The organism is Bacteroides sp. AM07-18 (assembly GCF_003602695.1).
GTDB lineage: Bacteria > Bacteroidota > Bacteroidia > Bacteroidales > Bacteroidaceae > Bacteroides > Bacteroides uniformis.
This window is the reverse complement of the sequence record NZ_QTLM01000003.1, coordinates 331,068-345,992: the sequence shown is the minus strand read 5'-3', so window position 1 is coordinate 345,992 and position 14,925 is coordinate 331,068. Positions and strand designations below refer to the sequence as shown.

The 14,925-nt window shown below is 46.0% G+C and carries 14 protein-coding genes; 5 read left to right on the top strand and 9 right to left on the bottom strand.

Going from position 1 to position 14,925, the window contains the following annotated elements; translation table 11 throughout:
• Positions 1-2: 2 nt before the first annotated feature.
• Positions 3-947, bottom strand: a complete 945-nt coding sequence (locus tag DW096_RS07335; RefSeq protein WP_005832395.1) for a hypothetical protein — start codon at positions 945-947, stop codon at positions 3-5.
• Positions 928-1,890: a stage II sporulation protein M gene (locus tag DW096_RS07330; protein ID WP_044468228.1), complete on the bottom strand. Its 963-nt coding sequence runs from the start codon at positions 1,888-1,890 to the stop codon at positions 928-930. The genes DW096_RS07335 and DW096_RS07330 overlap by 20 nt, the downstream gene beginning before the upstream one ends.
• Before the next feature lie 100 nt (positions 1,891-1,990).
• Here DW096_RS07330 and DW096_RS07325 point away from each other — a divergent pair, with 100 nt between their 5' ends.
• Together DW096_RS07325 and DW096_RS07320 are read left to right on the top strand one after the other, a co-directional pair.
• A complete protein-coding gene (locus DW096_RS07325; RefSeq protein WP_044468227.1) occupies positions 1,991-2,716 on the top strand; it encodes an RDD family protein in 726 nt (241 codons plus the stop codon).
• Positions 2,717-2,841: 125 nt separating this feature from the next.
• On the top strand, positions 2,842-3,417 hold the full coding sequence (locus DW096_RS07320; RefSeq protein ID WP_008664890.1) for a DUF4251 domain-containing protein: 576 nt from the start codon (positions 2,842-2,844) through the stop codon (positions 3,415-3,417).
• Between the two features lie 179 nt (positions 3,418-3,596).
• On the opposite strand, the gene DW096_RS07315 is transcribed toward DW096_RS07320, so the two are convergent.
• Together DW096_RS07315 and DW096_RS07310 are read right to left on the bottom strand one after the other, a co-directional pair.
• Positions 3,597-4,430, bottom strand: a complete 834-nt coding sequence (locus DW096_RS07315) for a DNA-formamidopyrimidine glycosylase family protein (protein ID WP_005832407.1) — start codon at positions 4,428-4,430, stop codon at positions 3,597-3,599.
• A 75-nt stretch (positions 4,431-4,505) separates the two neighbouring features.
• Positions 4,506-5,594 carry an MBL fold metallo-hydrolase gene (locus tag DW096_RS07310; protein ID WP_305000171.1) on the bottom strand — a complete coding sequence of 363 codons (1,089 nt, stop codon included), beginning with the start codon at positions 5,592-5,594 and terminating at the stop codon, positions 4,506-4,508.
• A gap of 114 nt (positions 5,595-5,708) precedes the next feature.
• On the opposite strand from DW096_RS07310, the gene DW096_RS07305 reads away from it, so the two are divergent.
• Complete coding sequence (locus DW096_RS07305; protein WP_005832412.1) at positions 5,709-6,584, top strand: PfkB family carbohydrate kinase; 876 nt, start codon at positions 5,709-5,711, stop codon at positions 6,582-6,584.
• A 35-nt stretch (positions 6,585-6,619) separates the two neighbouring features.
• On the opposite strand, the gene hcp is transcribed toward DW096_RS07305, so the two are convergent.
• Positions 6,620-8,269: a hydroxylamine reductase gene (hcp, locus tag DW096_RS07300; protein ID WP_005832415.1), complete on the bottom strand. Its 1,650-nt coding sequence runs from the start codon at positions 8,267-8,269 to the stop codon at positions 6,620-6,622.
• Positions 8,270-8,451: 182 nt separating this feature from the next.
• Here hcp and DW096_RS07295 point away from each other — a divergent pair, with 182 nt between their 5' ends.
• Both DW096_RS07295 and DW096_RS07290 read left to right on the top strand, forming a co-directional pair.
• The gene (locus tag DW096_RS07295; protein ID WP_005832417.1) at positions 8,452-9,090 is read left to right on the top strand and encodes a Crp/Fnr family transcriptional regulator; all 639 of its coding nucleotides are present in this window, start codon (positions 8,452-8,454) and stop codon (positions 9,088-9,090) included.
• 52 nt (positions 9,091-9,142) lie between these two features.
• Complete coding sequence (locus DW096_RS07290) at positions 9,143-9,832, top strand: Crp/Fnr family transcriptional regulator (protein ID WP_005832420.1); 690 nt, start codon at positions 9,143-9,145, stop codon at positions 9,830-9,832.
• Between the two features lies 1 nt (position 9,833).
• Here DW096_RS07290 and DW096_RS07285 read toward each other — a convergent pair whose 3' ends face one another.
• The 4 genes from DW096_RS07285 to nrfA form a co-directional block, all read right to left on the bottom strand.
• Positions 9,834-11,114 carry an alginate export family protein gene (locus DW096_RS07285; protein WP_117963283.1) on the bottom strand — a complete coding sequence of 427 codons (1,281 nt, stop codon included), beginning with the start codon at positions 11,112-11,114 and terminating at the stop codon, positions 9,834-9,836.
• A gap of 7 nt (positions 11,115-11,121) precedes the next feature.
• Entirely contained in the window at positions 11,122-11,913 is a 792-nt protein-coding gene (locus DW096_RS07280; RefSeq protein ID WP_009038192.1) for a cytochrome c biogenesis protein, read from the bottom strand.
• On the bottom strand, positions 11,910-13,154 hold the full coding sequence (locus DW096_RS07275; protein WP_005832426.1) for a cytochrome c biogenesis protein ResB: 1,245 nt from the start codon (positions 13,152-13,154) through the stop codon (positions 11,910-11,912). The genes DW096_RS07280 and DW096_RS07275 overlap by 4 nt, the downstream gene beginning before the upstream one ends.
• Positions 13,155-13,283: 129 nt before the next feature.
• Positions 13,284-14,765, bottom strand: a complete 1,482-nt coding sequence (gene nrfA, locus DW096_RS07270) for an ammonia-forming cytochrome c nitrite reductase (protein WP_009038191.1) — start codon at positions 14,763-14,765, stop codon at positions 13,284-13,286.
• Between the last annotated feature and the right edge of the window lie 160 nt (positions 14,766-14,925).

The window sequence follows — 14,925 nt, the reverse complement described above, 5'->3', positions numbered from 1 at the left end:
TATCAGAGTTTATCAAAATTGTCAATATCACTCTCCACCATCACATAATCTATCTTTTCCGAAGCATGACCGTATTGATAAGCCAGTCCCAGCAATGAGAAAATCATGGACATATAAACGCCGAATGCCTGGACCACCGCCAGCAGATAAAGCACAAAGCTATAGGCTGCCGATACAGTGGCACCGCCACCTGCATCAGTCATTGCAAAGATATATTTCACAATAGTCCCGATATACCATGGAATCATCGTCACTCCCTGCAAGATGGCGGCGATGAATCCCATAACAATGGAAATCAGTACGATACCTCCCCAGGTAGCGAAACCCAGTCGGTAGGCCTTCTTCAAGGCATCTATGATATAGATATCTTCGAACAGATAGACTGGAGCCCAAATAGCAAGTGGCACAGACACCACCACAACGAGCAGAACGAACAAGAACGCAATCGCCATGAACGGAATGACGGTGGCTATAAAACCAACAATAAGCCCTACAAACAGCACCAAAAGCACACCGATAATCATTATCAGAAATACCCTTCTGACATTACGGAACAACAAGGGCTTCAGCATCCCTAACGTCACTCCCTCCAAGCGTTCTTCCCGTTCATTGTAAGTACGGACCAATGCGTAGACCAAAGAGGTCAGCATGACAGTTCCTAGCAGATAGAGAACGGCATACAGACTGTAATAAGTCACCAGTGCCATGATGGACGCTCCGACAACAGAAGAGTCGAACGAGCCTCCGGTCATATCACCCAGAGCCATTGTACCGCTCATCAGCCCGTTCAAGCTCAGTCCCTGAAGCAGACAAAGCGGCAACATCAGATATGTGGTGAATTTCATCAACGGCTTCCAATTCTCTTTGATAAAATCAAAGGTAGCAGTTAGTTTCTCTCCAAAAGAACGTTGTACATACAGTGCGATTTTAGGTTTCTGTGCTTCCATGCTTCTTTCTGTTAGGTAAATAAATATAATAAAAAAAGATAAACGACAAAGAGAGTAGAATAAAGCCGAACCTCAAAGCATCCGGAAGTTCGGTATGGCGGGTAACGAATCCTTCTATAAATCCTGCCATGATGAATACGGGTACCGTACCCACCACTATTTTCAGTCCTTTTTTGGCTCCCCGTTTGAAAGATTCCAGCCTTGAATAGGTTCCGGGAAAGAGCCATCCGTTGCCCAGGGCAAGACCGGCGGCACCGGCTACAATAATCGCCCAGATTTCGAGTGTCCCGTGCAGCCAAATGGCAAGGAAGGACTCCCAAAGCAAGTCGTGCTGATAAAAGAAGGTTTGGAAAGCCCCTATCATGATACCATTGTTAAGGAGCATGTATCCGGTGCCAAAACTGGTCAGCAACCCCATGGCAAAGCAGTTGAAGGAGACCATGATATTGTTCAGCGTGATACTCAGAAACATGGGGAACTCGGAGGAACCATTATATACAGCCATGGGTTCACCATTAGCGATATTGTTCAAAGTCATATCCACATAAGAGTTTCCTAAAATCAAACGCACAAAATCGGGGTCTCCGGCAGCAGATACCACTCCTATCAATGCGCTGACCACAAATATAATGAAGGAAGCCACTAACTCACGGCGTGCATCGTACATGGCCGAAGGCACTTCACGGGTCCAGTAGGTGATAATTCTTGACCATTTCTCGCGCTTGTTTCTATAAATGTGGTTGTGCAATGCCGAGGCAAGATTGTTCAGATAGATAGTGATGCGGGAAGCGGGGAAATGCGTTTGGGCAAAAGCCAGGTCTGCCGTAAGCTCCGTATATGCGTCGGCAAGCTCATCGGGAGACAGACTGTCCGCCTGCTCCACTATTTTTTCTGCTTGTTTCCATTTTTCGATGTTCCGCCGGATAAACGTCACTTCTTTCATACCCCATGAATATTTCAGAGAAGTTTTGTCTGAAATCGGTAACAAAAATAAGAGAATAATGATATATTTGCAATGAAATACTAAAAATGTTTTATCAGGAATGGCAGAATCTACAATTATCACCGGGCAGTTTGTCCGCATCAGTCAAACGCCTGCCAGTATCGGTGAACGGCTCATTGCACTGGTCATAGACTATATTCTGCTCGGATTCTATGTATTTTCTACTTTGGCCTTGTTTTCACGGATTCATCTGCCCTCTGATTTCACGATGCTTTTCTTCCTCACTATCGTCTACCTGCCGGTCTTGTTTTACGCATTTCTCTGCGAAATGTTCAACCAGGGACAAAGTCTCGGCAAGCGGCTGATGAACATCCGTGTCGTAAAAGCAGACGGTTCCACGCCCGGCATAGGCTCGTACCTGCTCCGATGGCTTCTCTTTCCTATCGACGGACCGGTGACCGGTGGCCTGGGACTTCTGGTCGTCCTTTTGACCAAAAACAGCCAGCGAATGGGCGACCTTGCTGCCGGCACCATGGTAATCAAGGAAAAGAATTACCGCAAGATACACGTCAGCCTCGATGAGTTCGACTACCTGACCAAAGACTACCGGCCTACCTATCCACAAGCTTCCGACTTGTCATTGGAGCAAATCAACGTCATTACTCGGACCCTGCAATCGGGTAAGAAAGACCGTACACGCCGCATTGCCTCCCTTGCGAAAAAAGTGCAGGAACTTCTCTCCATCACTCCTCATGACAGTAACCCGGAAAACTTTCTTCAGACCATTCTCCGGGATTACCAGTATTATGCCTTGGAAGAAATTTAATACAAACTTCCAACAAAACCAAAGAAGTGTTAAGTCTTACGCTTATTTAAGATTCAAGCTGCATCTTTTTGGCTTTTCATTTGTTAATCAACCAGAAGGTCTTAACTAAATAACAAAGAACAATTATGAAACGAATCATTACATTAATCACACTGGTGTTGGTAAGTGCATCGACCCTGATGTATGCACAGAGTAGCAGCGAAACACGCCAAGCAGAGCGTAAAGCCCAACGCGAAGCCCAGAAAGCACGCGAAAAAGCAGAAAATGAAAGGAACTATGCCATTGCCGTCCAGGCATTGAAAGAGGGCAAGTTTGTATTGGAAGCAGACCAGCTGGTGTTCAAGAGAGGACGGAGCGCATTTGTTTCATCGACAACAAACTTCGTTCTGATGGACGGTGAACACGCATCCGTACAAATAGCTGCCAACAATGCCCTTGCAGGCCCCAACGGAATAGGCGGCATCACAGTGGACGGCAGCAGAAAGGAAATGAAAATCACGACCGACAAAAAGGGAAACGTGAATTGCAGCTTCAGCGTACAAGGCATCGGAATATCCGCACAAGTGTATATCACACTGACCAACGGCGGCAATAATGCATCGGCAAGAATCAGCCCGAACTTCAATTCGAATACCCTGACGCTGAACGGAGTCCTGGTTCCATTGTCCCAGTCAAACGTTTACAAAGGGCGGGCTTTATAAAACACCCCTTTTGTCCGTACAAAGTATAAAGAAAAGAAGATATTCATATCGTGTTCGCAGGATACGAATATCGTGTAGACACGATATTAACAGAATGCGATACAAGGAATTAATAAACTGTTATACAGAATATTAATTCCTTGCATCGTACATAAAGGGAGCTAACAGAATGTGGACATTTATTCTTTTATCTGTTGACACGTTGGGCAATAATATACCGAACCACCCATATAAGCCTCTTTTATGATGGTACTGCCACAACGGAGACAAGGATTCTTCCATGTTTTGGCAGAAAGAATGGTTTTGTAACCTCCGGCGTTGCCATAAAGATCTGTTTGCGTATCGCGTCCGCCCTCGAACGTCATATCCACCAATGTTTCTTTTAGAGCATTAAAAAGAACGTCTTTCTGATTATCCGACAGAAGTAGCACTTTCTGTTTGGGATTTATCCGTGCATTGAACAGAATATCCTGCGTTACGCCGTTACCTACACCAGGAATACGCTGATTGGTTGCTAATAGAGCTTTAGCAGAGAGGGTCTTCTTTGCTTCGGCAACGAGTTTCTCAAATTCCGCTTCGGTGTATTTATCGCTCAACGGCGAAATGCTTTCCCGACTCAATTTATAGTACTTATTGTCGATATAGCTATCAGGATAAACATTGATAAAACCATACATTACAACCGTGAAGACAAGGAATGAATCATCATTAAACGTCAGCAACAACTGGTAATTGGCAGGAATCTTATCTCCCGCATTGTAATAACGGACACTGACTCCGTCGCCTATATTCATGATCACATTATCCGAAAGATTGAAATTGACAAACATGCCATATCCTTCGGATGAAAGGATGGTTTTACCTACGAGCAGTTTACCATACTCCGACGGATTGCCGTTATAGAACGTAAACTTATGCGGTTTGGTGGCATTGAATACCTGCGTGATTGTTTTACCGCTCAAGGCGTTGTTCACTTGTTTGCTCAGGGTGATAACTTCGGGTAATTCCAACATATTATCTTACTTTTATTTTCGATAGGGATATATATTTCCGTTAATAACTCGTCAATAGCTAATCAATATCGTTCATTATTTTAACCGGACCACTTCCCCTATAATAGGCATCAACACGTTCAAAGAGTCTTTCTCTTTCAGATTCATGGCATTCTTCAACGGTTCGTCCCAGCGGTGTCTAGCCAAAGCATATTTGGAATGATGGACAGTCAGAATCTTTTCCGCATTCAAGTCCCTGGCCACTTGTCCCAAATATTGGGGCATGGTATGGATATATTTCCAATCTTCGTTATACTGCCCATTCTCCAATATGGCAAGGTCAATGCCAGGATATTGCTTGCCTATTTCGGCAAAATGCGTATCATATCCACTATCACCGCCCATATAAATCTTCTGCGAAGGGGTTTCGATAAGGAAAGAGGCCCATAGTGCCTGATTCGCTTTCAACGAGCGGCCCGAAAAATGCCGGGCGGGCAAGCAATGAAGCAGAAATCCCTTATCCAGTACAGTATCTTCAAACCAATCCAGCTCAACCAGGGATGATTTCTCAAATCCCCAATACTCGAAATGTTCACCTACCCCCAAAGGACAGACCACCTTATCTACCCGATTTTTCAGCTGCATCACCGTTTCATAATCCAGATGATCCCAATGGTCATGTGATATCACCAGATAGTCAATCTCCGGCATATCGGCAGGCTTGTAGGCATCCGCCCCCTTGAACGGCTTGTTTACAAACGAAACCGGAGAAGCCCCACAAAATACGGGGTCTACCAGTATACGCTTTCCGTCTATCTGGATAAAATAGGATGAATGTCCGAACCATACCAATACATTCTCGTCCTTGCTTATCTTGCTGAGGTCCGTCTTTATAACCGGAATCTCTTTTTCAGGACGTAAATCGGTTTCTTGCTTAAACAAGAATCCCCAGAAAGCTCCCAAACGTCCCTTTTGGGAAGTCATCATCATCGTACTGTGCAGATTCCGGAATTCTCCGTCTTTGTAATGAGGCGACTTCTTAATCCTCTCCAACCGTTCTCCTTGAGGAGCCCTCCCGAAACTCGGCTGATTGACAAAAACGAATCCCACTATGACCGCAACAGCCACAATACCCACTATAATGCCAACTATCATACGTACTCTTTTCGTTTTTAATGAATTCATATTCAATGAGGCTACATTTACAGCTGCAAATATAGTCGAATTGTTATTAAATCACTATCTTCGCGCCCAATTTACGGAATCAATACAATAAAGCAATAAAAAGCCAACAAAGAAATGAACACACACAGTCTATGTTGCATCGGTTATATTACCCAAGATAAAGTCGTAACCCCTAAAAATACCATATATATGCCGGGAGGCACCTCCTTCTACTTCGCACATGCCATCAAGCACTTGAATGCTAACGATTTTTTATTGGTAACAGCTTTGGCTGATACTGACATGGGCATTGTGGAAGACATTCGGAAAGAAGGTATTTCCGTCAAAGCCTTGCACAGCACACATTCCGTCTGTTTCGAGAATATTTATGGAGAAAACCAGAACGAACGTACACAACGTGTCACGGCAAAAGCAGACCCTTTCACCGTGGAAGGTTTGAAAGATACCGATGCACGGATTATCCACTTGGGCAGTCTGCTTGCCGACGACTTCTCTTTGGAGGTCATCAAGTTCTTGTCCGGAAAGGGACTCCTCTCGGTAGATGTGCAGGGATTTCTCCGCAAAGTGGATAATGAAAAAGTGCTGGCAGTAGACTGGCCGGAAAAGAAAGAAGCATTGAAGTATATCCATATTCTGAAAGCCAACGAAGCTGAAATGGAAGTACTGACCGGATGCAGTGAACCGCACGAAGCCGCATTGCTGATTGCAGACTGGGGCGTCAAGGAAGTGCTGCTGACCCTGGGAGATAAAGGTTCGCTGATATATGCCCAAGGAGAATTTCACGAAATCCCCGCCTATCCTGCCCTTCAGATTACAGATGCAACAGGATGTGGAGACACCTATATGGTGGGGTATCTGTATATGCGCAACAAAGGTGCATCCCACCGGGAAGCGGGATGCTTTGCTGCCGCCATGTGCACCATAAAACTACAATCACACGGGCCATTCTGCGGAACGGAAGAAGCGATAAATAACGTGATAAAAGGATAAAGTGATAGGGTGATATAACACCCTACCATCTTTATTTATAATCCGAATTTTTTCAAATCATCTTCCACACTACCGATACCTGCGATATGAAACATATCAACCAGTACCTTCACAACATTCGGAGAAAGGAAAGCGGGCAATGTGGGGCCTAAGTGAATATCCTTCACCCCGAGACTCAGTAATGCCAACAATACAATAACCGCCTTCTGTTCGTACCATGCTATGTTGTAGACAATGGGAAGTTCGTTGATGTCATTCAGCCGGAATACTTCTTTCAGCTTCATGGCTATCACGGCCAGTGAATAACTGTCATTGCACTGTCCGGCATCCAATACACGGGGAATGCCGTTGATGTCTCCCAAACCAAGTTTATTATAGCGGTATTTGGCACAACCTGCGGTCAGGATAACGGTATCTTGCGGCAAGGCTTTGGCAAACTCCGTATAGTAATCGCGGCTCTTCATACGTCCGTCACAGCCTGCCATTACGATAAAGCGGCGTATGGCTCCGGTCTTCACGGCATCTACCACCTTGTCTGCCAGTTGCAGTACCTGGTTATGGGCAAAACCACCGATAATCTCTCCATGCTCTATCTCCACCGGCGGCTGGCATTGTTTGGCAATCTCTATGATTTCAGAGAAGTCTTTCCTGCCTTCCGCATCCTTATCGATATACTTGCAACCCGGATAACCGGTAGAGTTGGTGATGAACATACGCTCTTTATACACTGCATTAGCCAAAGGAGGAACGATGCAGTTGGTGGTAAACAGAATCGGTCCGTTGAAGGAAGTGAATTCTTCACGCTGTTTCCACCAGGCATTGCCATAGTTGCCTACAAAATGAGAATATTTCTTGAAAGCAGGATAATAGTGGGCAGGCAGCATTTCACCATGTGTATAGACGTCTATCCCCGTACCTTCTGTCTGTCTCAATAATTCTTCCATATCCTTCAAGTCATGGCCGCTAATCAAAATTCCCGGACGATTCTTCACACCGATATTCACCTTTGTAATTTCGGGATTACCGTAAGTACCGGTATTGGCAGCATCCAGTAGAGCCATTGTCTTTACTCCGAACTCACCAGCTTCGAGAACCAGCTTCACCCATTCCTCTGCCGATAGAGACTCAACCGCAATGGTAGCCAGTGCACGCTGCATGAAAACATGAACTGTATCATCATTGAATCCCAAGCGCATAGCATGCTCCAGATAAGCTGCCATACCTTTCAAACCATAGACAAGCAATTCTTTCAACGAACGGAGGTCTTCATTCTGTTCACGCAGAACACCTACTGTCTTCGCTTTCTCGGCATAGTCGTCACGCGTTCCCTGCCAAGTCAGTTCATCTACTTGGGGTAGGAACACTTTGTTGTGCTTGGCCTCTTGAATCAATCCATTACGCAAAGCAAGTCCCCTATCCACCCGTTTCAAGATGCTTTCATCATCGAAATTCGCATTCGTGATAGTACAAAACAAAGCATCCGTCACAAAAATATTCACTTCTTCAGAGACTGGAGAATCTGCCTTGCGTAATGTATCGGCAACAACAGAGATACCCCTGACTACAAACAGTAACAAGTCCATAGCTTGAGCCGTATGACTTTCTTTTCCACATACACCTTTCAATATACAGCCGGTTCCTTTGGCTGTCTCCTGACATTGATAACAAAACATGTTTGGTTCCATATTCCTATTCATTTAAAAGTTTGCATAATCTTTTGATAAGATAAGCAGCACCTCAGCAATAAAAATAAGCAGGCTTATGTTCTATTGCATTCGATTTGCATTATCTTTGTGCAAAGATGAGAGTTCTACAACGCACAAACTGTCACGAATGTTACATCGAATCACAAAAAAGTAAAAAAAGAATGGAAATCCATACATTATTGGAAATGCCTCCTTTCCAAGACATAACAGAAGAAGAATTATTATCCCTCATCCTGGCACCCGAACATGCACACAGGCAATACAAACCTGCTGACTTCATTGCCATGCAGGGAGAAGCATATCGTTCTCTATTCATATTGTGCAACGGCAGTGTGCGTACCCAAATGGTCAGTGCGGAGGGGAAGCAACTCACCATCGAAACGCTGAAAGCCCCGCAACTGCTTGCCCCGGCTTTTGTCTTTGCCTCCGAAAACCGCTTCCCGGTAAATATCGAAGCTAAAGAGAAATGTGAGATACTCGTTATAAACAAGAACATTTTCCTGGAATTCCTGCATCAACACCCCGCTGTGATGCGCAACTTTCTGCAACTGGTATCGGACAGAACCCTATTTCTCTCCAAAAAGCTAAATGCCTTTGCCCTACAAAGTCTGAAATCGCGTATACTGAACTATCTACGCATGCATGGCACGATACTCAACCAGCAGGAAGTGGCACAAATACTGGGAGTGGCGCGTCCCTCGCTGGCACGTGCCTTATCGGAACTGGCAAGCGAAGGGTGCATCCGAATGGAAGAGAAGGAAATGCGGATAAATGCAGTCTCCGCCCAAAAGTATTTATAAAAAACGTTCGCACTTATATATTATTCTTACCTTTGTCCAAGAATAAAAAGCTATGGAAAAGATTCTACTGGATGAAAAGTACGAACAGTTGTTGTTCCAAATCCCTCTACTAAGGGATTTGCCACATAATATCAAGCAATCGCTGCTTGAGAAACTGGAATATTCAGTCTATTCTATAGACAAGAAAGATATAGTTGCCCGGCAAGGCACCCCCTGCAAGAAGCTATATATACTATTGGAAGGTAAATTGCGTGTAGATATTATAGACGGTCTGGGCAATAAAGTTATGGTAGAATACATCGTTGCCCCCCGGGCCTTTGCCACTCCCCATCTCTTCGGCAGCAACACCACACTGCCGGCAACTTTTACTGCCATTGAAGACTGTATCCTATTCACTGCCACCAAAGAATCCACCTTCAAGCTTATCAGCCAGGATCCCAAAGTGCTGCACAACTTCCTTTGCATAACGGGAAATTGCAATGCCTGCACGGTTTCGCGATTAAAAACCCTTTCCCGCAAAACAGTCCGCGAAAGGTTTGTCGTCTATCTGTTTGAAAACAGAATTTCCAACTCTACCAGCATCACCATTGCGCATACCCAATCTGAGCTGGCAGAATACCTCAATGTAACCCGCCCGGCACTTTCAAAGGAAATCAATAAGATGACCAAAGAAGGTATTATCCTAATGACGGGTAAGAAAATTGAGGTATTGAATGAAGCAGCTCTGAAAGAGTATATCTAAACTACCATTTTACAAACAAGATTCTCGGATTGATGTTGACAGATACCCAGCCCCAATCCTGCCAGCGTTTATGGTCGCCGCCTTTCACCACGTCCATAGACTTCGTACCCCGCATAATGGAGTAACCGGCAGAAAGCTTCACGTCCTTCATCACATTCCAGTCAAGCTGATAGTCCATCTCCGAACCCAATCCCTTTTTTACATCATCCAGCTTGGCAGCAGTAGCAAAATAGTGATAATTCAGTTGCATACTCACCTGCTTGGATGTCTTGAAGTTGACACCCAACTGGGCATCCTGCAAACCGGGAGCTACTCCCTGCCAAGCAGAAGCATAGAAATAGTCCATCGCTCCATAGAACTTATGATGTGTTCCGTAAAGAGGATCGAATGCTTTGAACTTGTCACCTTTCCCGTCACTGCCACTCAGATAATCATAACCCAAGCTCACACTCCATTGCTTGTCTATGGCATAGGCAGCCTTCACGTTTACCATAAAGGCAGATACACTCTGCGCATTCTTGTTCTTTCCGGTCTGATAATAGAAAGCAGCCTGCACAGGTAGCCAATTTCCCGATTCCGGCTGATAAGTCACGTAAGTACCGAACGTCTGCAAATAGCGGGTATGGGAAGTTTCTGTTTCTGCATCACCGGTTTCCAGGCCCAGATTCATGAATAACAAAGAGACATCAAGGTTGGGGGTTTGCGCCGCATAATGATACCAAAGGGTCTGCATATTCTTATAAGGTTGTGCACCGTCATAATAATAGGTACCGCCTTTTGCCTTTTCCTTGTTCTGGTTGAAGGCAAGAATGAAATGCAGTTGGTGGGCATTCTTGGCATAGCCCAACTTCAATGCATCGTGATAGCGACCGGCCACATTCCAGTCCAGCCCTCCCAAAATACGTTCGTCGTCATAAGACAAGGTCTGGCGCCCCAGTTGTGCAAAGAAACCGGCACCAAAGTTGAGTTTTGCCCATGCTTCGTTCATAATGAAACGCCCGTTAGTGTCTATCTGCGGGTCCTGCCCCCATACGCCTACATGTTGGGCCGAAATCTTCATACTCAAATCCGAACGTTTATACTCCATGGAAAGACGTGCACGGTTGTTGATAAATGAAGCAGCCTTGTCTCCCTCGAAACGTGGTAACTGTGCTCCGTTACGGTATTCTGCACGGGGTCTGATTTGCATCGACATGGTGAATTCGTTCTCTTTCTCCGAACCTTGTGCCCACAACATTCCGGGCAACAGCAATAAGCCTAATGCCAAATAAACTGTTTTCATAAGTATTTTAATTTAAGTTATACGTATGTACACTCACTCCTTGTGCCGAGGGCAAGTAATTGATGCCATACCAACACATTTGCAACAACAGAAAAGATACAAGCAAGCCAAACAGTGCCTTACGATAGGCCGCGGGGCATCCCAATCGGAAATGGATATATGCCAGATAGGAGAACCAGGTAGCCGCCGCCCAAGTCTCCTTGGGATCCCATGCCCAATAGTGTCCCCAAGCAGCTTTCGCCCAGACAGCACCGGACAGCATACCCAGTGTCATGAAGGCAAGTCCTACATAAGTCAGATTATCGCACAAAGCCATCTCATGCCGTTCAATTCCTTTTTTCTTGAACCACAGCAGGTAGACAGCCATCACCGTAGCGGCACCCAGCATGGCATAGGCAAACATATAGACAATGACATGAGGAGTGAACCACGGACTCTGCAAAGCGGGCATCAACGTCTTGTTGTGTATTTCGGGCCTAAAAATATTGATGCAGACAAACACCAAGGACAAGACGGAACTGAAACCGAGAATCCATTTGTACCTCCAACGACTGTAAGTGATGATTCCTGCCAATGGAAGAAAGAATGAATACCACAAACGCGTCTCCCCCATCGTCCGCATCGGAGGACGCTCCAAAGAAATCCACATGCCGACAATGAAGCTGAAAAAGACAGCCAAGCCCAGACAAGTCAAAGTGTATACCACTACCGGACGTTTACCACGCCATGCAGCGAAAGCTCCCAATCCCCAGAAAAGTAAAGCGACAATGGCAAACAGAGCAAAATAATCCCAACTCATACCGTCTCCTCCTTTCTTTCTTCTGTTCCTTTCGGTGCATTGACAAACAAGCAGACTGCCCCCAGCACCATCATTATGATGCCGGCATATACAGCCGGAAGCCAGGGATCGCGTACCAGTTCAAAAACACTGACATCACTCCACCGTCCTTTCGTTTCGTCATAGCTTAATTGATAAATGTTCCATCCGAATATCTTCAAAGGACGGTTCACTTCGATTGTGTCTTCCACTACCTCTCCTGACTGCGTATAAACCGTTACAGCAGAAACAAATCGCTGCGGCTCACGTTCGGGCATCACCAGACTGGTCTGTTCCGACAAGCGCAATGCCTTATAAGGAAACATGAAACTACCGCAACTCACCCATCCCTCCTTCGACTGTCCGGAGGTAGCATTCACCGCCTTCAGATAAACAGCATAGGTAGCTCCCATCGAATGGAATTCGGTAAACTTCAAGGTATCTTCCGCAGCTACAGAGGCAGCCATCGGAATGGATTGAAGGATAGAGATGTCCCAATCCAGCAACCTCCCCCGTTCTACCTTCTCTTCCAACAGCAAATGTTCCGGCACATCCTTCGGCAGTGCCTGCCCGGTCTCATTATTTATCAGCATCAGCTTGGGAGGGTATTCATGTATGGTGAATTCTTTCAGTTCAATGGCAAGCGGAAGCTCCGTCAGCTTGCCATCCTCATTCGTGGCACGCCATTCAGTCTTGCCCAATTGGGTAATCATTCTCAGTCGTTGCATATCTGCATTGCCCAGCGTTGCCGTCAAGAGGGCGACAAACAAGCCGACATGATTCAGCAGAAAAGGAATCTTACGCAATTTTAAAGGAATACATACACGGAGAATGGTCAGTCCCAAGACAGTAACCAGCCAGATATAAAGCAACACGAACGGCCAGAAAGAAAGCATCTTCGAAAAGCCGATGACATCTGCCGAAGGCTGGGTAGAAGGAACCTGCCGCACCAATCCCATAACGACAGTGACAACCGCCACACATACCAGGGAAGAAACTGCAGCCGTATAATGACTGAGCCATCCGAAACAGTACACCCGTCTACGAAATCCATGCATGCATGCCAACAATAGCAGGAACAACACCAGAACGATGACATTGACCGGCCACGCAAACAAGCCCCAACGAATATCTCCAACGCTCCACTGCAACAGCAAGCCCGTGACGAACAGTCCTGCCCCACAGATAAAACCTTCCTTATACCTCCACGGTTTCTTCCACATCTTCTGATTTACGATTTGACGATGTACGATGTACGATTGGAGTTAGATTGTTGATAGAGTCAATCCGAGATGTACATATCGGGGAGTAATCCCAATCGTACATCGTAAATCGTCCAATCGTAAATAAATTTATTTTAGTGCTAACCGGTTGTTGGCTTTGGCTTTTTCCAACCAAGCCGGTACGGTAGTCTTCAAGAATTTGTCCTTTGCAGCTCTTTCGGCATCCATATCGAGGCCGATATATTCCTGCGCCTTGTCTTTGGTAGAGATATCCGGCATGGGAACATTGTCCGTATATCCATGCTTTGCCAGCACTTTGGAGACAGCCAAACGCGCCTGCATAGCTCTATCCAAGCCGTGAGACAAGACACGCTGGATTTCCTGTGGTGCATGGAAAGCACCTCCGTGAGATGCCACACCGAAGTCCCAACGCCATTGCGCCTGGCGAATCAGTGCCAGCACTTCTTTCATCTGCTCTTCCGTAGCTCCCTTGTCCCAGGCAAATTTAGCTTCGATATGAGCTTTGGCAAGTTCCTGTTCAAGGCGGTTGCGGATTTCATTGGCCTTGCGCTGGCGTTCGTAGACATTGTTGCGCAAAGTCTCCTCACTTTCGCGATGGCAGGTTTGGCAGGTACGGTCTATCATAGCCAACGGACTTTGTATATGGTGGTCGCTGAACTTCACGCCACCTTCACTCTTATAGGGCATGTGGCAGTCCGCACACGATACGCCACGCTGACCGTGAATGCCCATCCGGGCTATTTCAAAATCGGGGTGTTGCGCTTTCAGGATGGGGGTACGGCTCAACTTATGTATATAGTCGTAGAAACCGGCCTCATCATAATAGGCTTCCATGTCTTCCACCGTAAAACCTTTGTCCCAGGGGAAAGTCAGGTACTTGCCGTCACCCTTGAAGTAATATTCCACGTGGCACTGTGCACATACCAGCGAGCGCATCTCCTGCGGAGTGGCCTCGGTAATATCCTTGCCCTGACGTTCAAAAGCTTCTATCAGAGCCGGACGGCTGATATGCAGATTCATATTTTCCGGTTCGTGGCAGTCCGCACAACCAATCGGATTTACAATTTCACCACCCAAAGCGCCCCACTTATTATTATAGAAAGCATCCACACCGATGGCTTCCATCATACGGGGGACATCGGGACTCTTGCAAGTCCAGCAAGTGGACGGTTGCGGACCATCTGCATCAGTGGCAGGCGCACCGGTACGCAGGGTTGCCGTAATATCCTCGATGGCATGCATGTGTCCGCGCGGAGTGGAATAGTCTTTGGAGAAGGCATATCCAGCCCAAAGTATCACCATTTCGGGACGCTGTTCCAATACATCCACAGCCACATTTCCATTGAATTCACTCTGGAAGTCGGTCTTGGCGGTTTCAGTCCACGTCTGATACTCACGTGGAAAGTCACTCTTGAAGACTTCGTTGCGTGCCTCAATTCCTTCAATCACAGTTTTGCGGTTATTGAATACACTTGCCAGCTCGGCCCTGCGCTCCATCAAGGCAGAAACGCATAGACCCAAGACAAATACAACGACCATTGAACCACCGAACAACAGCCATCCTTGCCATGATTTTAATCTCTTTTCCATATATATGAAGATTTATTGTTATTCAAGTTTCTCATGTCTTTGACCTGCTTTCAGTGAACAAATTGACAAGGCTACAAGGAGGGATAAACAGCCCTTTGTCTATATCTTGCTTTTTAAAGTGATTACAAGGAAAAGCCTTGTGTACTTGTTCACTGAAAGC

What these genes read in the sequence shown, in the direction of transcription:
- DW096_RS07305 (WP_005832412.1), top strand. Translation starts at nt 5,709, where the DNA reads ATGAACACACACAGTCTATGTTGCATCGGTTATATTACCCAAGATAAA.
- DW096_RS07280 (WP_009038192.1), bottom strand. Translation starts at nt 11,913, where the DNA reads ATGAGTTGGGATTATTTTGCTCTGTTTGCCATTGTCGCTTTACTTTTC.
- DW096_RS07315 (WP_005832407.1), bottom strand. Translation starts at nt 4,430, where the DNA reads ATGTTGGAATTACCCGAAGTTATCACCCTGAGCAAACAAGTGAACAAC.
- DW096_RS07275 (WP_005832426.1), bottom strand. Translation starts at nt 13,154, where the DNA reads ATGTGGAAGAAACCGTGGAGGTATAAGGAAGGTTTTATCTGTGGGGCA.
- DW096_RS07335 (WP_005832395.1), bottom strand. Translation starts at nt 947, where the DNA reads ATGGAAGCACAGAAACCTAAAATCGCACTGTATGTACAACGTTCTTTT.
- DW096_RS07325 (WP_044468227.1), top strand. Translation starts at nt 1,991, where the DNA reads ATGGCAGAATCTACAATTATCACCGGGCAGTTTGTCCGCATCAGTCAA.
- DW096_RS07285 (WP_117963283.1), bottom strand. Translation starts at nt 11,114, where the DNA reads ATGAAAACAGTTTATTTGGCATTAGGCTTATTGCTGTTGCCCGGAATG.
- hcp (WP_005832415.1), bottom strand. Translation starts at nt 8,269, where the DNA reads ATGGAACCAAACATGTTTTGTTATCAATGTCAGGAGACAGCCAAAGGA.
- DW096_RS07290 (WP_005832420.1), top strand. Translation starts at nt 9,143, where the DNA reads ATGGAAAAGATTCTACTGGATGAAAAGTACGAACAGTTGTTGTTCCAA.
- DW096_RS07295 (WP_005832417.1), top strand. Translation starts at nt 8,452, where the DNA reads ATGGAAATCCATACATTATTGGAAATGCCTCCTTTCCAAGACATAACA.
- DW096_RS07310 (WP_305000171.1), bottom strand. Translation starts at nt 5,594, where the DNA reads ATGAATTCATTAAAAACGAAAAGAGTACGTATGATAGTTGGCATTATA.
- nrfA (WP_009038191.1), bottom strand. Translation starts at nt 14,765, where the DNA reads ATGGAAAAGAGATTAAAATCATGGCAAGGATGGCTGTTGTTCGGTGGT.
- DW096_RS07330 (WP_044468228.1), bottom strand. Translation starts at nt 1,890, where the DNA reads ATGAAAGAAGTGACGTTTATCCGGCGGAACATCGAAAAATGGAAACAA.
- DW096_RS07320 (WP_008664890.1), top strand. Translation starts at nt 2,842, where the DNA reads ATGAAACGAATCATTACATTAATCACACTGGTGTTGGTAAGTGCATCG.